This window comes from Roseobacter sp. AzwK-3b (assembly GCF_000170875.1).
In the GTDB taxonomy this organism is placed as follows: Bacteria; Pseudomonadota; Alphaproteobacteria; order Rhodobacterales; family Rhodobacteraceae; genus Roseovarius; species Roseovarius litoreus.
The window spans coordinates 32,387-53,305 of record NZ_ABCR01000016.1; the positions used below are offsets into that span (position 1 = coordinate 32,387).

19 protein-coding genes are annotated in these 20,919 nt (G+C 62.5%); 15 read left to right on the plus strand and 4 right to left on the minus strand.

What is annotated here, in order from left to right; genetic code table 11:
• Window positions 1–62: 62 nt before the first annotated feature.
• From RAZWK3B_RS19245 to RAZWK3B_RS19265, 5 genes are all read left to right on the plus strand, one after another.
• The gene (locus tag RAZWK3B_RS19245; protein ID WP_007818156.1) at window positions 63–1,118 is read left to right on the plus strand and encodes a c-type cytochrome; all 1,056 of its coding nucleotides are present in this window, start codon (window positions 63–65) and stop codon (window positions 1,116–1,118) included.
• A gap of 202 nt (window positions 1,119–1,320) precedes the next feature.
• Entirely contained in the window at window positions 1,321–3,264 is a 1,944-nt protein-coding gene (locus tag RAZWK3B_RS19250) for an extracellular solute-binding protein (RefSeq protein WP_007818158.1), read from the plus strand.
• Between the two features lie 109 nt (window positions 3,265–3,373).
• Window positions 3,374–4,468 (plus strand): microcin C ABC transporter permease YejB, encoded by a 1,095-nt coding sequence (locus RAZWK3B_RS19255; protein ID WP_007818160.1) that lies wholly within the window; start codon window positions 3,374–3,376, stop codon window positions 4,466–4,468.
• A 129-nt stretch (window positions 4,469–4,597) separates the two neighbouring features.
• Window positions 4,598–5,704 (plus strand): ABC transporter permease, encoded by a 1,107-nt coding sequence (locus tag RAZWK3B_RS19260; protein ID WP_037296296.1) that lies wholly within the window; start codon window positions 4,598–4,600, stop codon window positions 5,702–5,704.
• A complete protein-coding gene (locus tag RAZWK3B_RS19265) occupies window positions 5,701–7,290 on the plus strand; it encodes an ABC transporter ATP-binding protein (protein ID WP_007818164.1) in 1,590 nt (529 codons plus the stop codon). The genes RAZWK3B_RS19260 and RAZWK3B_RS19265 overlap by 4 nt, the downstream gene beginning before the upstream one ends.
• A 70-nt stretch (window positions 7,291–7,360) precedes the next feature.
• On the opposite strand, the gene RAZWK3B_RS19270 is transcribed toward RAZWK3B_RS19265, so the two are convergent.
• Both RAZWK3B_RS19270 and hemN read right to left on the minus strand, forming a co-directional pair.
• Entirely contained in the window at window positions 7,361–8,278 is a 918-nt protein-coding gene (locus RAZWK3B_RS19270; protein ID WP_007818166.1) for an endonuclease/exonuclease/phosphatase family protein, read from the minus strand.
• A 5-nt stretch (window positions 8,279–8,283) separates the two neighbouring features.
• Window positions 8,284–9,639, minus strand: a complete 1,356-nt coding sequence (hemN, locus tag RAZWK3B_RS19275) for an oxygen-independent coproporphyrinogen III oxidase (RefSeq protein WP_037296291.1) — start codon at window positions 9,637–9,639, stop codon at window positions 8,284–8,286.
• A gap of 68 nt (window positions 9,640–9,707) precedes the next feature.
• On the opposite strand from hemN, the gene fnrL reads away from it, so the two are divergent.
• A complete protein-coding gene (gene fnrL / locus RAZWK3B_RS19280; protein ID WP_007818170.1) occupies window positions 9,708–10,454 on the plus strand; it encodes a transcriptional regulator FnrL in 747 nt (248 codons plus the stop codon).
• 94 nt (window positions 10,455–10,548) lie between these two features.
• Here the strand turns inward: fnrL and RAZWK3B_RS19285 are convergent, their stop codons facing one another.
• Window positions 10,549–11,388 (minus strand): universal stress protein, encoded by an 840-nt coding sequence (locus tag RAZWK3B_RS19285; protein ID WP_007818173.1) that lies wholly within the window; start codon window positions 11,386–11,388, stop codon window positions 10,549–10,551.
• Window positions 11,389–11,588: 200 nt separating this feature from the next.
• Here RAZWK3B_RS19285 and ccoN point away from each other — a divergent pair, with 200 nt between their 5' ends.
• Genes ccoN through ccoP form a run of 4 tightly spaced genes read left to right on the plus strand, consistent with a single transcriptional unit; the run spans window position 11,589 to window position 15,019 of the window.
• On the plus strand, window positions 11,589–13,193 hold the full coding sequence (gene ccoN, locus RAZWK3B_RS19290) for a cytochrome-c oxidase, cbb3-type subunit I (RefSeq protein ID WP_007818175.1): 1,605 nt from the start codon (window positions 11,589–11,591) through the stop codon (window positions 13,191–13,193).
• 15 nt (window positions 13,194–13,208) lie between these two features.
• On the plus strand, window positions 13,209–13,937 hold the full coding sequence (gene ccoO / locus RAZWK3B_RS19295; protein WP_007818177.1) for a cytochrome-c oxidase, cbb3-type subunit II: 729 nt from the start codon (window positions 13,209–13,211) through the stop codon (window positions 13,935–13,937).
• 12 nt (window positions 13,938–13,949) lie between these two features.
• Window positions 13,950–14,144, plus strand: a complete 195-nt coding sequence (locus RAZWK3B_RS19300; protein WP_007818179.1) for a CcoQ/FixQ family Cbb3-type cytochrome c oxidase assembly chaperone — start codon at window positions 13,950–13,952, stop codon at window positions 14,142–14,144.
• 5 nt (window positions 14,145–14,149) lie between these two features.
• Entirely contained in the window at window positions 14,150–15,019 is an 870-nt protein-coding gene (ccoP, locus tag RAZWK3B_RS19305; RefSeq protein WP_007818181.1) for a cytochrome-c oxidase, cbb3-type subunit III, read from the plus strand.
• Window positions 15,020–15,239: 220 nt separating this feature from the next.
• Here ccoP and RAZWK3B_RS21895 read toward each other — a convergent pair whose 3' ends face one another.
• On the minus strand, window positions 15,240–15,368 hold the full coding sequence (locus RAZWK3B_RS21895) for a hypothetical protein (RefSeq protein WP_286131820.1): 129 nt from the start codon (window positions 15,366–15,368) through the stop codon (window positions 15,240–15,242).
• A 127-nt stretch (window positions 15,369–15,495) separates the two neighbouring features.
• On the opposite strand from RAZWK3B_RS21895, the gene RAZWK3B_RS19310 reads away from it, so the two are divergent.
• The 5 genes from RAZWK3B_RS19310 to ccoS all read left to right on the plus strand — a co-directional run bounded on the left by RAZWK3B_RS19310 (window position 15,496) and on the right by ccoS (window position 20,730).
• Entirely contained in the window at window positions 15,496–16,377 is an 882-nt protein-coding gene (locus RAZWK3B_RS19310) for a LysR family transcriptional regulator (protein WP_007818183.1), read from the plus strand.
• Window positions 16,378–16,474: 97 nt separating this feature from the next.
• Window positions 16,475–17,911 (plus strand): cytochrome c oxidase accessory protein CcoG, encoded by a 1,437-nt coding sequence (gene ccoG / locus RAZWK3B_RS19315; protein ID WP_007818185.1) that lies wholly within the window; start codon window positions 16,475–16,477, stop codon window positions 17,909–17,911.
• The gene (locus tag RAZWK3B_RS19320) at window positions 17,911–18,366 is read left to right on the plus strand and encodes a FixH family protein (RefSeq protein WP_007818187.1); all 456 of its coding nucleotides are present in this window, start codon (window positions 17,911–17,913) and stop codon (window positions 18,364–18,366) included. Before ccoG ends, RAZWK3B_RS19320 begins: the two co-directional genes overlap by 1 nt.
• A gap of 5 nt (window positions 18,367–18,371) precedes the next feature.
• Window positions 18,372–20,567, plus strand: a complete 2,196-nt coding sequence (locus tag RAZWK3B_RS19325; protein WP_007818188.1) for a heavy metal translocating P-type ATPase — start codon at window positions 18,372–18,374, stop codon at window positions 20,565–20,567.
• 4 nt (window positions 20,568–20,571) lie between these two features.
• Window positions 20,572–20,730 (plus strand): cbb3-type cytochrome oxidase assembly protein CcoS, encoded by a 159-nt coding sequence (ccoS, locus tag RAZWK3B_RS19330; RefSeq protein WP_007818190.1) that lies wholly within the window; start codon window positions 20,572–20,574, stop codon window positions 20,728–20,730.
• The last annotated feature ends 189 nt before the right edge of the window (window positions 20,731–20,919 follow it).

Consider the following 20,919-nt stretch of genomic DNA (forward strand, 5'->3'; position numbering starts at 1 on the left):
TGCGCCACATGAGGGGAAGCGGATAGATACGCCGCGACGGATACCTAACGGGAAACGGGCACATGTTCGACACGATGACATTCACGAAGGTCCTTGGCAGCTTTTGCGGCGCGCTTCTGATCTTCCTTCTGGGCAGTTGGGCGGCGGAATCGCTGTATCACACGGGCGGCAAGCATGGAGAAGATCATGCGCAGGGCTACGTGATCGATACGGGCGAGGGCGACGGCGCCGAAGAGGTGGCCGAGGAAGGCCCCAGCTTTGCCGAGCTTTACGCCGCAGCCGATGTCGGCAAGGGCGAGCGCGTCTACAACAAATGCGCGGCCTGTCACAAGCTGGAGGAGGGTGCGAACGGCACGGGCCCCTATCTTTATGGTGTGGTCGGACGTGACGTGGCCGCGTCGCAGGGCTTCAGCTATTCGGGCAACCTGATCGCGGTGAACGATGTGTGGACACCCGAAGAGCTGGATGCGTTCCTTGCCAACCCCAAGGGGTATGCGCCGGGCACCACGATGGGCTTTGCCGGTTTGCCGAAGGCCGAGGATCGCGCGAACGTGATCGCGTTCCTCGACATGACCGACGGGGACATGACCGAGGTGGCGGCAGCCGCCCCCGCCGCGCAGGAAGAGGCCGCCGCCGAGCCGGCTGCCGAACCGGCGGCGACCGAGACTGCTCAGGCTGAAGCTGCACCTGCCGAGACCGCGCAGGCGGAAGCTGCCCCTGCCGAGGCTGCACCTGCAGCCGAAGCCGAGGCAGCAACCGCGACAGCGGATGCCGGCGGTGCCGAGTCGGCCTTTGCGCAACTGGTTGCCGCAACCGATCCGTCGGAGGGAGAAAGCCTGTACCGCCGCTGTGCCGCTTGCCACAAGCTGGAAGAGGGCGCCAACGGCGTTGGCCCGTATCTCTATGGTGTGGTTGGTCGTGAGATCGGCAGCGTCGAGGGCTTCCGGTATTCCAACGTGCTGCAGGATATGGGCGGTGTGTGGACTGCCGACGAGCTGAACGCGTTCCTTGAGAACCCCAAGGACTATGCGCCGGGCAACAAGATGAGCTTTGCCGGTCTGCGCAAGGAAGAGGACCGCGCCGCCGTGGTCTCGTACCTGCAGAGCGTCGCTCAGTAACGCGAAAAGCGTTATACGCCTATCGAGAGGCCGCCGACCCAGCCGGGACGGCGGCCTTTTGCATGGGGGTGGTGAGGAGGCGGGTGGCGGCCAAACGGCCGATCACGGCAATTTCAGCGCTTGTATGAGGGTGGCGCCCTCCGGTAGCTTGCAAATGACGAGTTCAGCGCCACATTTGAGAGCGTCTGACAAGGAGCACGGCATGACCGGATACCGCAACCGGGCGAGAGCCCGGATGATCCCCTTGAGTGACTTGCGCCGCAGCCTGCTGGGGGTGGCGGGCATGATCGGTCTGACGATCGCGGCGCTTGTGGCGCAAAAGGCCATGGCCGAGGATCAGGTGATCCGGTCGCATGGCTATTCCTATTACGGCGAATTGAGCTATCCGCCCGATTTCGAGCATTTCAACTACGTCAATCCGGAGGCGCCCAAGGGGGGCGAAATCTCGCTTTACGCGCCGGGGACGTTCGATTCGATGAACCCCTATTCGCGCAAGGGTCGTGCGGCGCGGCTGTCGTGGATGGTCTATGAAAGCCTGCTGGGTGAGATGCCCGCTAGCGGGGGTCCAGCCCCTGCGGATGTCTATGGCGAGATGTACGGGTTGCTGGCTGAAAGCCTTGAATATGACGCGGGAAAGACCTGGGTGATTTTCAACATGCGCCCCGAGGCGCGGTTCGCCGATGGGACGCCGGTCACGGCGCATGACGTTGTCTTTTCGCATAACCTGTTTCTGGAACAGGGTCTGCCGTCCTATGCGCAGGCGGTGAGCCGGAGGGTCTTGAGTGCCGAGGCGCTGGACGATCACCGGGTGAAGTTCACCTTTGCCGAAGGTATTTCGCGCCGGTCGCTGATCGATCAGGTGGGCAGCACGCCGGTGTTTCCGAAGGCATGGTATGAAGCCAACGAGGCAAGGCTTGATGAGCCGAGGCTGGATGCGGCGCCGGGGTCCGGCCCCTATCAGGTCGAAAGCTATGACGTGAATCGTCGGGTCGTCTATGCGCGCAACCCCGACTATTGGGCGAAGGATTTGCCGATTAACCGGGGACGGCACAATTTCGACCGCATCAGGATCGAGTATTTCGCCGATGACAACGCGGCCTTCGAGGCGTTCAAGGCGGGGGAATACACCTTTCGCGCGGAGACGAATTCCAAGACATGGGCCACGGGATATGATTTCCCGGCGGTGGACAAGGGCTGGGTCACGCTGGACGAGTTGCCCGATGGCAATCCGCCCACACCCAACGGGATCGTGTTCAATCTTGCCAGCGAGCCTTTGAAGGACAAGCGCGTGCGGCAGGCGGTTGCGCTGGGCTACAACTTCGAATGGACCAACCAATCGCTGCAATTCGGGCTGTTCAATCAGCGCCATTCCTTTGTGCAGGACACGCCGCTGCAGGCCGAGGGCGTGCCCGAAGGCGCCGAGCTGGAGTTGCTGCAGAGCCTTGGCGACGTGATCCCCGAGGCGGTTCTGAGCGAACCGGCGGTGATGGCGCATACATCGAATGGCGAGCGTCTGAACGACCGGCGCAACCTGCGCCGCGCGATGGCGCTGCTGGACGAGGCGGGCTGGGCCGTGGGGTCGGATGGCAAGCGGCGCAATGCGCAAGGCGAGTTGCTGACGCTGGAATTTCCGATCCCGTCCTCTGGGTCGGCCACCTTGGGTGCGGTGGTGGAAAGCTTCGTGAGCAATCTGCAGCTGATGGGGATCGACGCGCAGTTCGAGAATGTGGATCCGTCGCAATACACGATGCGCAACCGCGACCGCGATTATGATCTGGTGTTCGACAGCTATTCCGCCTTCCTCGCCGCGGGCACGGGGCTGATGCAGCGCTATGGCAGTCAGGAGGCCGAGTTCAGCCTGTTCAATCCCGCCGGTCTGGCCAGTCCGATGGTCGATGCGATCATCAACGCGGCGCTTGATTCGGAGACGCGCGAAGAGGAACAGGTGGCGCTGACCGCGTTGGACCGGGCGCTGCGCTATGAGTTCTTCATGGTGCCGGTTTGGTACAATGACAGCAACTGGGTGGCCTATTGGGACATGTATGAGCATCCCGAAACCCTGCCGCCCTATGCGCTGGGTGTGCTGGATTTCTGGTGGTACAACGCCGACAAGGCCAAGGCGCTGCAAGAGGCGGGGGCGCTGTGAAGGCGGTGCCGTGCGAACGGATCTTGCGATCAGGCGCGCGCCACGGGTGCCGCGCGATGCGCGGGCATGGCCCTGCGCGGCCATGACCGGGACCGGGGGGGGCGTCTGAATGGGTGCGTATATCCTGCGCAGGCTCTTGCTCATCATCCCCACCTTGCTGGGGATCATGGTCATCAATTTCGCGCTTGTGCAGTTCGTGCCGGGCGGGCCGGTGGAGCAGGTCATCGCCAATATGCAAGGGCAGGGCGATGTTTTCGAAAGCTTTTCCGGATCGGGCAGCGATGCGGGACAGGACATGACCGCCGCCGGGGGCGGAGATGACAAGTATCTGGGCGCGCGCGGTCTGCCGCCCGAACTGATCGAGGAATTGGAGCGGCAATTCGGGCTGGACAAGCCGCCGCTGGAGCGGTTCCTCAACATGATGTGGAACTACATGCGCTTCGACTTCGGAGAGAGCTATTTCCGAAAGATCGAGGTGACGGATCTGGTGCTGGAAAAGATGCCGGTGTCGGTCACGCTTGGCCTGTGGTCGACGGTGATCGCATATCTCATCTCGATCCCGCTGGGGATCCGCAAGGCGGTGCGCGACGGGTCGGGCTTTGACACATGGACCAGTGCGATCATTATCGTGGCCTATGCGATCCCGGCCTTTCTGTTCGCGATCATGCTGCTGGTGCTGTTTGCGGGCGGCAGCTATTGGCAGATTTTCCCGCTCAGGGGGCTGACCTCGGACAATTGGGAGCAGCTGAGCATGACGGGCAAGATCCTGGATTATCTGTGGCATATCGCGCTGCCTGTTCTGGCCTCGACGATTTCGGCCTTTGCGACGCTGACGCTGCTGACGAAGAACAGTTTCCTTGACGAGATCAAGAAGCATTACGTGATGACCGCACGGGCCAAGGGCCTGAGCGAGGGGCGGGTGCTTTACGGTCATGTGTTCCGCAACGCCATGTTGATCGTGATCGCTGGCTTTCCGGCGGTGTTCATCGGGGTGTTTTTCGGCGGTTCGGTGCTGATCGAGACGATCTTCTCGCTGGACGGGCTTGGGCGGCTTGGCTTCGAGGCGGCGGTGGGGCGCGATTATCCGGTGATGTTCGGCACTCTGTTCCTGTTCGGGCTGATTGGTCTTTTGGTCAATATCCTGAGCGACCTGATGTATGTGCTGGTCGATCCCAGGATCGATTTTGAAAAGCGGGAGGGCTGAGCGATGCCGGACCGTGAGCGGATGGCCGTGGCGGGCAAGGATGGGGGCCCTGCCCCCGACGTTGAAATCCAAGGGGATTTCAACGCCTCCCCCGGGATATTTGAGGCCAGAAGAAACCGCGGCGGGGTGTTGAGCCTGTCGCCGCTCAACCAGCGGCGCTGGCGGAATTTCAAGCGCAACAGGCGCGCGTTCTGGTCGCTGCTGATTTTCGGGGTGATCTTTACCGTAACGCTCTTTGCCGAGTTCGTGGCCAACGACAAGCCGATCGTGCTGAAATATCGCGGCGAGCTTTATTTGCCGATCTTCACCTTCTATCCCGAGACCGCCTTTGGGGGCGATTTCGAGACCGAGGCGATCTATCGCGATCCTGAGGTGGAATGTCTGATCGTGTCGGGGGGCTTGGATATCTGTTTCGACGATCCCGAGGGCGTGCTGGAAGATGCGCAGGACGGTGTTGTGGATGGCGCGCAGATCGAGAAGGGGTGGACGGTTTGGCCGCTCATTCCCTACAGCTATGACACCACGGTGGACCGGCCCGGGGCCGCTCCGTTGCCGCCCAATGCGCAGAACTGGCTGGGCACGGACGACACCAAGCGCGATGTGCTGGCGCGGGTGCTTTACGGGTTCCGATTGTCGGTGATGTTCACGCTGATCGTGACGGCGCTATGTTCGGTGATCGGGATTTTCGCGGGCGCGCTGCAGGGGTATTTCGGCGGGCGGCTGGATCTGATTTTCCAGCGGATCATCGAGATCTGGGCGGCGACGCCGCAGATCTATGTCATCATCATCCTGTTTGCCATTCTGCCGCGAAGTTTCTGGCTTCTGGTGGCGATCACCGTTCTGTTCGGCTGGATGGCTTTGGTGGGCGTGGTGCGGGCTGAATTCCTGAGGGCGCGCAACCTTGAATATGTGCGCGCGGCCAAGGCGTTGGGCGTGAGCAACCTGACCATCATGTTCCGCCATATGCTGCCCAATGCGATGGTGGCCACGCTGACCATGTTGCCATTCGTGATCACGGGCACGATCTCGCTTCTGGCGGGGCTGGATTTCCTGGGATTCGGTCTGCCGTCAAGCTCGCCCAGCCTGGGAGAGCTAACGCTGCAGGCCAAGCAGAACCTGCAGGCGCCGTGGCTGGCCTTCACGGCGTTCTTCGCCTTTGCAATCATGTTGTCGCTGCTGGTCTTCATCTTCGAGGGGGTGCGCGACGCGTTCGATCCGAGGAAGACCTTCGAATGAGTGTGTTGACGGTGACGGATCTGAAGGTCGGTTTTCGGCAGGACGGGCGGATCGTGCAGGCGGTGCATGGTGTCTCGTTCACGGTGGACCGGGGCGAGACGGTGGCGCTGGTGGGCGAATCGGGCTCCGGCAAGTCGGTCACGGCGCTGAGCACGGTGTCCCTGCTGGGCGCATCGGCGCAGGTCGAAGGCAGCGTCACCTATGATGGGCAAGAGATGATCGGCGCGCCCGACAAGCGGCTGCGCAAGGTGCGGGGCAATGACATCAGCTTCATCTTCCAGGAGCCGATGACGAGCCTCAACCCGCTGCACACGCTGGAAAAGCAGATCACCGAAAGTCTGGAACTGCATCAGGGGCTCACCGGGGCCGAGGCGCGCGCGCGCATCGTGGAATTGCTGGAACGGGTGGGCATCCGGGACGCGGAAAGCCGGCTGACGGCCTATCCGCATCAATTGTCCGGCGGGCAGCGCCAGAGGGTGATGATCGCCATGGCGCTGGCCAACAAGCCAGACATCCTGATCGCGGACGAGCCGACCACGGCGCTGGATGTCACCATTCAGGCGCAGATCCTCGAGCTGCTGGCCGAGCTGAAGCGCGAAGAAGGCATGGGGTTGTTGTTCATCACCCATGATCTCAACGTTGTGTCGCGGATCGCCGACAAGGTCTGTGTCATGAAGGACGGGCGGATCGTGGAAAGCGGGCCGGTGCGCGAGATCTTCGACAACCCGCAGCATCCCTATACGCAGAAGCTTCTGGCGGCGCGGCCCTCGGGACGGCCGGAGCCGGTGCCGCAGGAGGCAAGAGAGGTGGTGCGCACCGACGAGTTGCGCGTGTGGTTCCCGATCCAGCAGGGTTTCTTGCGCCGCACGGTGGGCCATGTGAAGGCGGTCAACGCGGCCACGATCAATGTGCGCGCCGGCGAGACGCTTGGTATCGTGGGTGAAAGCGGATCGGGCAAGACGACGCTGGCGCTGGCGATCATGCGGCTGATCCAGTCCGAGGGCGGCATCACATTCGATGGCGAGGATGTGCATGGCTGGTCGACACGGGCGCTGCGCCGCAGGCGGCGGGACATGCAAATCGTGTTCCAGGATCCCTTCGGCAGTCTGAGCCCGCGTATGACCTGCGAGCAGATCATCGCGGAGGGTCTGGGCGTGCATGGCAATCCGGATGGCCGACCCGTGCGGGAGCTGGTGGCCGAGGTGATGCAGGAGGTGGATCTTGATCCGGTCACGATGGATCGCTATCCGCATGAATTTTCCGGGGGGCAGCGGCAGCGCATCGCCATTGCGCGCGCCATGATCCTGCGGCCAAAGATGGTCGTTCTGGACGAGCCGACATCGGCGCTCGACATGACGGTGCAAGTGCAGATCGTCGATCTGCTGCGCCGTCTGCAGGTGAAATACGGGTTGGCCTATCTGTTCATCAGCCATGACCTTACCGTGGTGCGCGCCATGAGCCATCGGGTGGCGGTGATGAAACAGGGCGATATCGTGGAATATGGCACCGCTGAGGATCTGTTCGAGCGTCCGCAGACCGATTATGCCAAGACATTGCTGCAGGCCGCGTTGGACGTGCCGGCCTGAGGCCGTGCCTGCCGGGGCTGGGCCTGCCGGGGCTTGGCCACGGTGCGGCAAATCCGCGATGCGGCGCGCTTCAGCCGGGTGAGAGACCCGCGATCTCGATCATGAGCGCCGCGTGATCGCTGGCATGGGGGCGGTGCCGGCCCACATCCGGCAGGTGGGGGCCATCATTGCGCGCAGCTTCCAGAGCCATGCCATGACGCAGGGTTTCGGGCATGGCATCCGGGCAGGCGCGGGCCAGTGCGGGGCTGGCGAGGATCTGATCCGGGCGGCCATATCGGTCCGACCAGGCGTCATGATAGGACCAGCGCGCATCCTCGGGCAATCGGTCCATCAGATTGACCGAGAAAGGCGGCAGGACAGGCGCCGTGGCGGGCGGATCCTTCGCGTCCCAAGGATCGTTGAGATCGCCGAGGATCAGCCACATGGCGCGAGCGGGGTCATCGAACCGGGCCTCGATCAGGGCGCGCAATGCGGCGGCTTCGAGGGCACGGACCGGGCGCGCGGCATCGGGATCGGGTGTGGGCGCCTTGAAATGCACAAGGAAAAGCGTGAGCCCCGCCAATTCCACCCGAAGGCAATCGCGCCGGAAAATCGGCGTTTCGGCACGCAGGCGCGGTGGCACGGCGAGCCCCAGATCGGCGGGGCGAAGGGTGGCATGGCTGACCACGTCGCCCGGCGTCATGCGCGACAGAAGCGCGATATCCAGACCGCGCCCGTCATTGCCGGGCAGGCAGATGCGGTGCGGATAGGGAGGCATGCCGGCGGGGATCAGGTAATGGTCGTGGAAATGATCCAGCGCCGCGCTGTCGAACACCTCTTGCAGGGCCAGCACATCGGCATCGAGATCGCGGATCACCTGCGCCGTCAGAAGACGGTCGCGATGATCGAGAGAGGGATCGGCGCGTTCGGGCGTGTCGTCGTCATGCGCCCCGCTCAAGTGGTCGCCGCGCAGGCGCAGCGACTGGACATTGAACGTGGCGATGCGCATTCGGCTCAGATGGCCGAGCTGTGGCCGGCCTTGCTGAGTTCATAGGCATCGAAGCTGCGCGCGATCATCCGCGTCAAGGGGCGCGCTTCGGGTGGAACAAAAAGGCCGTTGTCGTCGACTTTGACGAGGCCTTTGAACGGCGCGGCACCTGCTTCGAGCATCTTGCGGACGCGTTGCGGGCTGACACCGAAGCTGTCGGACATCTCGGCGGCGTCGATGCGGAACTCGCACATCAGCTGTTCGATCATCCGGCTGCGCAGGCGATCTTCGTCGCTGAAGGCATGGCCGCGAGCGGTGGAAAACTGCCCCTCGCGGATCGCGCCGGTATGTGCGCCCGTTGCGGGAGCGTTCTGGGCAAAGCCTTGCGGGAATTTCGAGATCGAGGAGGCGCCGACACCGATCAGCACATCGGCGGTATCGTCGGTATAGCCCTGAAAGTTGCGCCGAAGCCGTCCGGCCTTGAGCGCGATGGTCAACCCGTCATCCTGTGTGGCGAAATGGTCGATCCCGATCTCGGCGTAATTGTCCCACAAGAAGAGGCGGCGCGCGGTTTCGTAAAGCTCGAGCCGTTCCTCGGGGGTGGGCAGCGCGTCGGAGGGCAGCATCTGCTGGCGCTTGGCCATCCACGGCACATGGGCGTAGCCATAAAGTGCGACGCGGTCGGGATTGAGCGACAGAAGCTTTTGCACGCTTTCGGTGATCCGGGCCTTGCTTTGATGGGGCAGGCCATAGAGGATATCGGCATTCAGGCTGGCGACGCCACGGGCGCGAATTTCGTCGGCGGCCCATTTCGTGATGTCATAGCCCTGAAGCCTGCCGATCGAGTGCTGGATGTCATCGTTGAAATCCTGCACCCCGATCGAGGCGCGGTTCATCCCGGCGGCCGCAAGGGCATCGAGGCGGGGGCCGTCGATCTCGTTTGGGTCGATCTCGACCGAGAATTCGGTCTCGTCGGTGAAGGGCGCGATCTTCTTTATGGCCTCGGCCAGATCCTGCATCATCGACGGCTGAAGCAAGGTCGGCGTGCCGCCGCCCCAGTGCAGACGAGACAATTGCACGCCACGGGGCAGGTGCTTGCCCAGCATCTGCAATTCGGCCTTCAGGGTCTCGAGATAGGCGATGACCGGCTTGTCGGTCTGCGTGCCCTGGGTGCGGCAGGCACAGAACCAGCACAGCCTCCTGCAGAACGGGACATGCACGTAAAGCGATATCTTTGCGCCCTGCGGAATCGACTCGATCCAGCGGATGAAATCCCCGGCGCCGATGTCGCGCCCGAAATGAGGTGCCGTTGGATAGCTTGTGTAACGCGGTACCTTCGCGTCAAACAGTCCCAAATTGGCGAGTTGTGCTTTCGTAACCATGTATGAAGTGTTAAATTAGGTTTACAATTCCGGCCTTGATTCAGATCAACACCTTTAAGAGAACCGCCATGCTCAACGAAGATACAAAGGCCATGCCGCGCGAATGCGGTGATTGCCCGATCCGGCATCGTGCCGTTTGCGCACGCTGCGAAGCCGATGAGCTGGAGCGCCTGGATCAGATAAAATATTACAGGAACTTCGAGGCGGGTCAGACCGTGATCTGGGCCGGGGACAAGATGGATTTCGTCGGATCGGTCGTGTCGGGTATCGCCACGCTGACACAGGCGATGGAAGATGGCCGGACCCAGATGGTCGGGCTGTTGCTGCCGAGTGACTTCGTGGGGCGCCCGGGGCGTGTCACGGCGGCGTATGACGTGGTGGCCACAACCGATCTGGTGATGTGCTGTTTCCGCAAGCAGCCGTTCGAGGATATGCTGAGCCGCACCCCGCATATCGCGCAGCGACTGCTGGAGATGACGCTCGATGAGCTGGATGCCGCCCGCGAATGGATGCTTGTTTTGGGGCGCAAGACCGCGCGCGAGAAGATCGCGAGCTTGCTGTCGATCATCGCGCGCCGGGATGCCGCGCTCAACACGGTGGGCCGGACTGGGCCGATGGTGTTCGATCTGCCGCTGACCCGCGAGGCGATGGCAGATTATCTGGGTCTGACGCTGGAGACGGTGAGCCGGCAGATCTCGGCGCTTAAGCGCGACGGTGTCATCGTGCTGGAAGGCAAGCGCCATGTGACTGTGCCGGATTTCAACCGGCTGCTGGACGAGGCGGGCGACGACAGCGACGGCGGTATGCTGGCCTGAGGCCGCAGCGCAGCTTTTGCACAGTTTGTCACAGTAAAAGGCGCGCCCGATCGGGGCGCGCCATTGGTTTGCGATGTGGGTGTCGTGCGATGGGTCAGTGCGACATGAAGACCGGCATTCCGGCCTGTTCCAGCATGTAGCGTGTGGCGCCGCCGAACACCGCTTCGCGGAAGCGTGAATGGCCATAGGCGCCCATCACCACCATGTCGGCGTTGATATCGGCGGCATGGCGCAGCATCACGTCCGATATGCGGGGCAGCGTTTTGGTCAGCACGTCGATTTCCACCTTCACATCGTGGCGCGCCAGATACTGCGACAAGAGCCCGCCCGGATCCGAGCGGTTCGGCCCGTGACTGGGTGGATCGATCACCACCACATGCACGGTGTCGGCCTGAACCAGCAGCGGCATGGCCGCGCGCACGGCGCTGAGCGCCTCGGCGCCTTCGTTCCAGCCGATCATGACGCGCTTGGGCGACGGAACCGGTGCGATCCCCGGCGGCACGATCAGCGCCGGCGTGTGTCCCTCGAAGAGTGCGGATTCGGTGACCGGTTCGAGCTCGATGCCGCGTCCTTCGCCATAGGGCCGGGGCAGGATCACCAGATCCGAGAATCGCGCCCGTGCCGACACATGCCGCCCCAGATCGGCAAGCTGCGCCACGCCGGTTTCGGTCGCCCAACGGATGCCCGACCCGTCGAGCGCCTTGATGACGCGTTTCTCGACTGCTTCGGATTCGGTATGGGCGCGGGCGATGGTCTCTTGCAGGATCACCGCGCTGGCCCCCGCATAGTAATATCCGGTCTGGCTGCGATCCACGCCAAGGCACAGCACATCCAGATGTGCGTCATGGGCGCTGGCCATTGCCATGGCATGGGCCATGACATCATCGACCAGGTCTTCGGCGGTAACTACGCTGAACAAGCAATTATAGGACATCTCGTGTTCCTTCCTTGAAATCTCTGTCTTTACGCAAATCACGTCGTGGCCCTGTCTGCCTTGATACGCGTCAACAAATCAGCTGCTTAGCTTTGATGCAGATCAAGGCGGCCCGGGGCTGTGAGCTTCATTAACGGACCAGTCTAAACGCGCCTGCGCGATGTGTTCGAATCGCGTGGAAAGAGACGAAGGGACGCAAAATGACGAACTATTTCAAACTGATCGTGCTGGGGGTGATCACGCTGCTTGCGCTGATCGCCGCCAATTACGCGCGCGATCTGGCCTATCTGGTCAATGCGCTGACCGTGGCGCTTGTGGCTGCTGGCCTCTTCCTGTGGACGCTGCGCCAGACGGAAGAGCCGGTGACCAAGGTCGACCTGTCCGGTGAATACATGGATGGCGTCGTGCGCGCCGGCGTGGTGGCGACCGCCCTGTGGGGTGTCGTCGGGTTCCTGGCCGGCACGTTCATCGCATTCCAGCTTGCGTTCCCGCAGCTGAATTTTGAATGGGCGCAGGGCTACATGAATTTCGGTCGTCTGCGTCCTTTGCATACCAGCGCCGTGATCTTCGCCTTCGGGGGCAACGCCCTGATCGCCACCTCGTTCTATGTGGTGCAGCGGACATCGGCGGCGCGGCTCTGGGGTGGGAACCTCGCATGGTTCGTCTTCTGGGGGTATCAGCTGGTCATCGTGCTGGCGGCGACCGGATATATTCTGGGTGCCACGCAGTCCAAGGAATATGCCGAGCCTGAATGGTATGTGGACTGGTGGCTGACCATCGTGTGGCTGGCCTATCTGGCGGTGTTCCTGGGCACGATCGTGCGCCGCAAGGAGCCGCATATCTACGTGGCCAACTGGTTCTACCTGAGCTTCATCATCACCGTGGCGATGCTGCATGTGGTCAACAACCTGTCGATCCCGGTCTCGGTGTTCGGCTCGAAATCAGTGCAGGTCTTCTCGGGCGTGCAGGATGCGATGACCCAGTGGTGGTACGGCCATAACGCCGTGGGCTTCTTCCTGACGGCGGGCTTTCTGGGGATGATGTACTATTTCGTTCCGAAACAGGCCGAGCGCCCTGTCTATAGCTACAAGCTGTCGATCATCCACTTCTGGGCGCTGATCTTCATCTATATCTGGGCTGGTCCGCACCATCTGCACTACACCGCGCTGCCTGACTGGGCGTCGACGCTTGGCATGGTGTTCTCGATCGTTCTGTGGATGCCGTCCTGGGGTGGGATGATCAACGGCCTGATGACGCTTTCGGGCGCATGGGACAAGCTGCGCACCGATCCGATCATCCGGATGATGGTGATCTCCATCGGCTTTTACGGCATGTCGACCTTCGAAGGCCCGATGATGTCGATCCGAGCGGTCAACTCGCTGTCGCATTACACCGACTGGACGATCGGGCATGTGCATTCCGGCGCACTTGGCTGGAACGGCATGATCACCTTCGGCGCGCTTTACTTCCTTGTGCCGCGTTTGTGGAACCGCGAGCGGCTCTATTCGCTGTCGATGGTCAGCTGGCACTTCTGGCTCGCCACGATCGGTATCATCCTCTACGCGGCGTCCATGTGGGTGACCGGCATCATGGAGGGCCTGATGTGGCGCGAAGTCGATGCCAACGGTTTCCTCGTGAACTCGTTCGCCGACACCGTGGATGCCAAGCTGCCCATGTATATCGTGCGCGGTCTGGGCGGGGTGCTCTACATCACTGGCGCAATCATCATGTGCTACAACCTCTTCATGACCGTCAAACGGAGCCCGGCAGTAGACGCCCGCAACTCCGTTGTCCCGGCCGAATAAGAAAGGGACCGACCAATGGCAATTCTCGACAAACACAAGATCCTTGAGAAGAACGTCACTCTTCTTGCGATCTTTGCCTTCCTGGTGGTCACCATCGGCGGCATCGTGCAGATCGCACCGCTGTTCTGGCTGGAAAACACCATCGAGGATGTAGAGGGCATGCGCCCCTACACCCCGCTGGAGCTGACAGGCCGGGATATCTATATCCGCGAAGGCTGCTATGTCTGCCACAGCCAGATGATCCGGCCCATGCGCGACGAGGTGGAACGCTATGGCCATTACAGCCTGGCGGCGGAGTCGCAGTATGACCATCCGTTCCAGTGGGGGTCCAAGCGGACCGGGCCGGATCTGGCCCGTGTCGGTGGCCGCTACTCGGATGACTGGCACGTGGACCACCTGCGCGATCCGCAATCCGTGGTGCCGGAATCGGTCATGCCGAAATACGGCTACCTCGAAAACCGCCTGATCGAGCCGGAATATACGGCAGACCTGCTCAAGACCCATGCGCTTGTCGGTGTGCCCTATACCGACGAGATGATCGAGAACGCAGCTGCGGATTTCCGCGCGCAGATCGATCCGTTCGGCGATTATGACGGGCTGATCGAGCGCTATGGCGAGAAGGTCAATGTGCGCAATTTCGACGGTCAGGCCGGAATTTCCGAGGCGGATGCGCTGATCGCCTATCTGCAGATGCTTGGCACGCTGGTCGATTTCTCGACCTTCACGCCCGTGGCCAGCCGATAAGGAGGACAGATCATGGAAACCTATTCCCTGCTCCGCGAATTCGCCGACAGCTGGATGCTGCTGTTCCTGTTCGTTTTCTTCATCGGTGTGGTGCTTTGGGTCTTTCGGCCTGGCGCGACCGAAACATACGAAGATCCGTCAGGCATCCCCTTCCGGCACGAAGACAAACCCGCCCGCGAGGGTGAGGCCGACGCCAAGGAGGCGTGAGAGACATGGCTAAGAAATCCGACAAGAAGCACGAGGTCGAAACCACCGGCCATGAGTGGGACGGCATCGAAGAGTACAACAACCCACTGCCGCGCTGGTGGCTGTGGATCTTCTATGCAACCATCGTTTGGGCCATCTGGTACTCGATCGCCTATCCGGCATGGCCGATGATCTCGGGGGCGACCTCGGGCTATATGGGCTGGTCCACGCGCGAGAATGTCGCCCAGGAGATCGCCGAGGCGGAGGCCGCAAATGCCGGCATCAACGCACAGCTGGCGTCGGTGGAATTGACCGCGATCGCCGACGACCCCGAGCTTGCCACCTATGCGCGCTCGGCCGGTTCGTCCGTCTTCAAGACGTGGTGCGCCCAGTGCCACGGTTCAGGCGCGGCGGGCGCCAAGGGATATCCCAACCTGCAGGATGACGCATGGCTTTGGGGTGGCACGATCGAGGATATCCATTATTCGATCAAGCATGGCATCCGGAACGAGGAAGACCCCGACGCGCGCTATTCGCAGATGCCCGCCTTCGGTGAGATCCTCGAGGCCGAGCAGATCGATCAGGTGGTCAACTACGTGATGTCGATGTCGCCCAGCTATGAGCCGCGCGACGCATCCATGGTCGCCGCCGGAGAGCAGGTCTATCTCGACAATTGCGCGGTCTGTCATGGTGACGGCGGCGAGGGCGACATCTATCAGGGCGCGCCCAACCTGTCGGACGCGATCTGGCTTTACGGCGGGGATTACGACACCCTTCAGCATACTGTCACCTTTTCGCGCTTCGGTGTCATGCCCGCGATGGGCGGCGCCGAGTTGAACGAGGCCGAGATCCGCGCCGTGGCCACTTATGTCCACCAACTGGGTGGCGGGGAATGATCCTGCGACCCTGACAAAGAGATACCCGCGGGCGGTTCGCCACCCGTGGGGTCAGGCACCGGCCTTCCGTCCTGTTCGCGCGTTTCCAGGAAGGCCGGTGCCAATTTCGTGACCATGAGGGGCCAAAGCTCGCCTCGATCAGGTCACGCTCGTCACCGTGATCGTTGCGCGGGCAAGCCTCGGGATGCCCCCCCCACAATCAGACCATGACCGGACCTGCTCAGTCCCGTCTGCGCGCTTCGAGATGAGCCTCGATTTCGGCGCGGCGGCGGTTGTCGAAGCGTTCGGAGCGGGACCAGTGGCTTGGCGGCCCCCAGCGATCCGTGGTTACGCTGCGTGTGGCTGTCATGAAAGATTTTGCAAATACGTTCAGCATGGCGTGCCCTTTCTTGGGGTGATTTGTCCTATGAATATGGGGATAAACCTGTCACGCTGCGACTCAGGAAAAATTGCTACCTGTAAGCTGAGGTTACATCATGGATTGGCGTTCCATGCCGTCTTTGACCGCCTTGCGCGCCTTTTCCGCATTGGCCGAGAGCGGATCGGCCAGTGCCGCTGGCGCTGCGATCAATGTCAGCCATGCTGCGATCAGCCAGCAGGTCAAGGCGCTCGAAGGGCATATGGGCGTCGCGCTGGTGGATCGGTCCGGTCGGCATTTGGCGCTGACGCCTGCGGGGCGCGATCTGGCCGATGCGCTGCGCGCGGGCTTTGGTGCCATTGCGCGCACGGTCGAGGCGCTGACCGGCGCGGATGCCGACCGGCCGCTGCAGATTTCGACCACCCCGGGTTTTGCCGCGCAATGGCTGATGCCGCGGCTTCTGGATTTCCGCAACCGGCATCCGGACGTGGATGTGATGATCAATCCCACCCCTGAACGTGTCGCACTCGAACCCGGCGGCATCGATATCGCCATCCGGCACGGCATGGGCCATTGGCCCGGGGTCGACGCCGAGCGGCTGTTTTCCTCGCCGCTGGTGGTGGTGGCCGCGCCGTCGCTGGTGGCGGGCCGCAGCATCACGCGGCCCGAGGATCTGATCGACCTGCCTTGGGTGCAGGAATACGGCACGTCCGAGTCGACCGATTGGCTGAGTCGCAAGGGGCTTGCCTCGTTCCGCATCGGTGGCATGACGCAGGTGCCCGGCAACCTGCTGCTGGAAGGGGTGCGCCAGGGGCAGGGCGTTTCGCTGACCGTGCGGCAATGGGTCGAGGATGACGTGGCGGCGGGCCGCCTGAAATTGCTGTTCGAAGAACCCGAGGACACCGCTTATTACATCGTCACGCGGTCCGGTGCGCCACGCAGCAAGGCCAAGGCCTTTATCGGATGGCTGCGCAAGCAGGCTGCGGCATCGGCGAATTGATCACTTTCAGAGTCAGAATTTGACACAGGTCAAGGCTGGTGCGGCCGTCACCTGAGACAAGACAGGGGAACAAGAACACGAATGCCGGAGTGATTCCGTGTCCGATACCCAACCCGATGCCGCACCCAGCCTTTATGCCGCACGAGAACCGGTCTTTCCCAAGAAGGTCTATGGTAAGTTCCGCAACCTGAAATGGGCGATCCTGATCGTCACGCTTGGCATCTATTATGTCACGCCTTGGATTCGCTGGGATCGCGGACCGAACCTGCCGGATCAGGCCGTTCTGCTGGATCTGGCGAACCGGCGTTTCTTCTTTTTCTGGATCGAGATTTGGCCGCATGAGTTCTATTTCGTCGCCGGGCTTCTGGTGATGGCGGGTCTGGGGTTGTTCCTGTTCACCTCGGCGCTTGGCCGGGTGTGGTGCGGCTATGCCTGCCCGCAGACCGTCTGGACCGATCTGTTCATTCTTGTGGAGCGCTGGATCGAGGGCGATCGCAACGCCCGCTTGCGGCTACACCGTCAGAAAAAGCTGGATGCTCGCAAGATCCGCCTGCGACTGACCAAATGGATCACATGGCTTCTGATCGCGGTGGCCACCGGGGGCGCCTGGGTGTTCTATTTCACCGATGCACCCACGCTGCTGGTGGATCTGTTCACTCTGAACGCGCATCCGATCGCCTATACCACCATCGCCATCCTGACCGGCACCACCTTTGTGTTCGGTGGGTTCGCACGCGAACAGATCTGCATCTATGCCTGCCCCTGGCCACGTATTCAGGCCGCGATGATGGACGAAGACACCCTGACCGTGGGCTACCGCGAATGGCGGGGCGAGCCGCGCAAGAATTCTGACGAGGTGAAGGCTGGAGAAGAGCAGGGCGATTGCATTGATTGCATGGCCTGCGTCAATGTCTGCCCGGTGGGCATCGACATCCGCGACGGCCAGCAGCTGGAATGCATCACCTGCGCGCTTTGCATCGACGCCTGCGACGACATCATGGCCAAGATCGGCAAGCCCCGCGGTTTGATCGATTACATGGCCCTGACCGACGAGCAATCCGAACGCGCCGGGGGCAAGCCCAAGCCGATCATCAAGCACATCCTGCGGCCTCGCACGATCCTGTATACCGTGTTGTGGGCACTGGTCGGTGTCGGGCTGGTCTTTGCGCTGTTCATCCGGCCAGAAGTGGACATGACTGTCGCGCCGGTGCGCAACCCGACCTATGTGACTCTATCGGATGGTTCGATCCGCAATGTCTATGAGGTGCGCCTGCGCAACAGGCACGGCGAGGACCGCCCCTACAACCTGTCGGTCAAGGGCGATCCTGCGATCCGTCTGGCGCTCGAAGGCACGCCCTATGCCACCGTAAAGGTGCCCGCCGACAGCACGATGCTGCAACGGGTCTATCTGGTGGCGCCTCCGGGCTCGGCCCCGGCGCAAAACGAACGCACCGAGGTGCGCCTGTGGGTCGAGGATATTTCGACAGGCGACCGGGCCTATGAAGACACCGTATTCAATGGAAGGGACAACTGATGGCGGAGCGTAAACTGACCGGCAAGCATGTGTTTGCCATTTTTGGAGGCGCATTCGGCGTCATCATCAGCGTCAATCTGGTACTGGCCTATTCGGCAGTGAACACCTTTCCGGGTCTTGAAGTGCGCAATTCCTATGTCGCCAGCCAGACCTTCGATGATCGCAAGGCCGCCCAGGAGGCGCTTGGCTGGACCATCGGCGCGCATCACAGGGACGGGACGCTGACCCTGTCGATCACCGATGCCGCGGGTACGCCGGTTGAAGCGGAGATGCTGGACGCTACGGTTGGGCGCGCCACGCATGTGGCCGAGGATGTGACCCCCGATTTTCGCTTCGACGGGCAGGCTTATGTGGCGTCGGTGCCGCTTGGTGATGGCAACTGGAACATTCGCATGACCGCGCTGGCCGATGACGGCACCGAGTTTCAGCAGCGGGTCGTACTCATCAAGGATTGACGACGATGACCGCCACCATGCGCCCGACCGCTTCGGCTTGCCCGGCCTGTGCAGCCGCTCCTGCCGCAGACAAGCTGGCCTCCATCGCCGCGCATGCGCAGGGCGGGGCGCAGATTGCGCTGTCGCTGCCAACGATCCACTGCTCGGCTTGCATCACCAAGATCGAAAAGACGCTCAACGCGCATCCCGGCGTCAGATCGGCGCGGGTGAACCTGACGTTGAAACGCGCCAGCATCGAGGCCGATCCCGATGTGACCGCGCAAGAGATGAAAACCCTTGTCGAGGCCCTTGGCTTCGAGGCGCATGAACTGGATGCGGGCACGCTCAACGCGACGGCGAACGATCGTGCCGGGCGCGAATTGCTGATGCGGCTGGCGATGGCGGGCTTTGCATCGATGAACGTGATGCTGCTGTCGGTCTCGGTCTGGTCCGGTGCCGCAGATGCGACCCGGGATCTCTTTCACTGGATCTCGGCAGCTATCGCCCTGCCTACCATCGCCTTTTCCGGCCAGCCGTTCTTTCGCAACGCCTGGGCCGCGCTCAGCAATCGGCAGCTCAATATGGATGTGCCGATCACGCTGGCGATCGTGCTGGCGGTGGTCACCTCGCTTTGGGAAACCTCGCTCTCGGGCAAGCACGCCTATTTCGACGCGGCTCTCGCGTTGACATTCTTCCTGCTTGCGGGCCGCTATCTCGATCACCGGACCCGTGCCATTGCCCGCTCCGCGGCCGAGGAATTGACCGCGCTTGAAGTGCCCCGTGCCACCCGCCTGCGGGCTGACGGCACCGAAGAGATCGTGAACGTCGCCGAACTTGCGGTGGGTGATCTTCTGCTTGTGCGTCCCGGCGGGCGGATGCCCGTGGATGGCGAGATCGTCTCCGGCACCTCGGAACTTGACCGCTCATTGCTCACTGGCGAGACGCTGCCTGTTTTCGCCGCCGAAGGTCAGACCGTGTCGGCGGGCGAGGTGAACCTGACCGGCCCGCTGACCATCCGCGCCTCGGCTGTGGGACAAGACACGTCGCTGCACCAGATGGCCGATCTGGTGGCCATCGCGGAATCGGGGCGCTCGCGCTATACCTCGCTGGCCGACAGCGCTGCGAAACTCTATGCGCCGGGGGTGCATATCCTGTCGGCCTTGGCCTTTGTGGGCTGGTATCTTTACACGTTCGACATGCGCACGGCGCTCAATATCGCCGCGGCGGTGCTGATCATCACCTGCCCCTGCGCGCTTGGCCTTGCAGTGCCGGCGGTGACCACGGCCGCCTCGGGCAAGCTGTTCCGGCGCGGGATGCTCATCAAGCACGAGACCGCGCTCGAGCGGCTGGCCCAGGTCGACACCGTGGTGTTCGACAAGACCGGCACCCTGACGGCAGGCACGCCCGAATTGACCAATCTCGCCGATATCCCGCGCCGCGATGCGGAGCTTGCTCTGGCGCTGGCGCAGGGCTCGTCCCACCCGCTGGCGCAAGCCATCACGCGCGCCGCGCGCGAGGCAGGCTTCGCCCCGGCCCCGGTGAGCGACCTGAGCGAAGTGCCCGGCTATGGCACCCGCGCTCTCCTTGAGGGCCGCGAGGTTCGGCTTGGCCGTGCTAGTTGGATCGGCGCTCAGGGTCGCGCTGAAACCGCTACCTTCCTTGACAGGGGCGAGGGCGCGCCGGTGGCGTTCAGCTTCACAGACCGTTTGCGCGAAGGCGCGGCTGAAGCGGTGCAATCTCTCAAGGATGCGGGCAAGGACGTGTATCTCATGTCTGGCGATACCACCCCGGCGGTCGAGGCGCTGGCCGAGCGGCTGGGGATCACCCATTGGCTGGCCGAGGCCTTGCCGGCTGACAAATCCTCGCGCATTCAGGCGATGTCCGCGCGCGGCGCCAAGGTGCTCATGGTGGGCGACGGGCTTAATGATACGGCGGCACTCGCTGCCGCCCATGTCTCGATCTCACCGGCCTCCGCGCTCGATGCAGCGCGCGTCGCCTCGGATATCGTACTGCTTGGGAGCGATCTTTCGCCGATCGCCTCGGCCTGTGCGACCGCCGGTGCTGCTACGCGCCGGATCAGGGAAAACTTCCGCATCGCCACGATCTACAACATCGTTGCGGTTCCCCTGGCCATGGCGGGGCTCTGCTCGCCGCTGATCGCGGCCTTGGCGATGTCTGCGAGTTCCATTACCGTGTCGCTGAACGCGCTGCGATTGAGGTGACCTTATGACCATCCTCGCCTATCTCATTCCGATTTCGCTATTCCTGGGGGCGCTTGGACTTGTGTTCTTCGTCTACACGGTGCGCAGCAACCAGTATGACGATCCGGAAGGCGATGCGCGCCGCATCCTCAGCGACGAATATGACGATCATCCCAAACCCTGATGACGCTGGCTGTGTCGGGCGGTGTGAGGGGGCCTTGCCTCCTCGGCCTGAAGCGTTTCGCGAAAAGCTGAACGGCATCCGATCATGGCGCGCGGTCCACCCTTCGCTGATGCCTCGGGTCAAAGGTTGAATGTTTCAGGATATTTATAGCCAGAAGAAACCCTGATCCGTCCCTTTGATCTGCGCGGG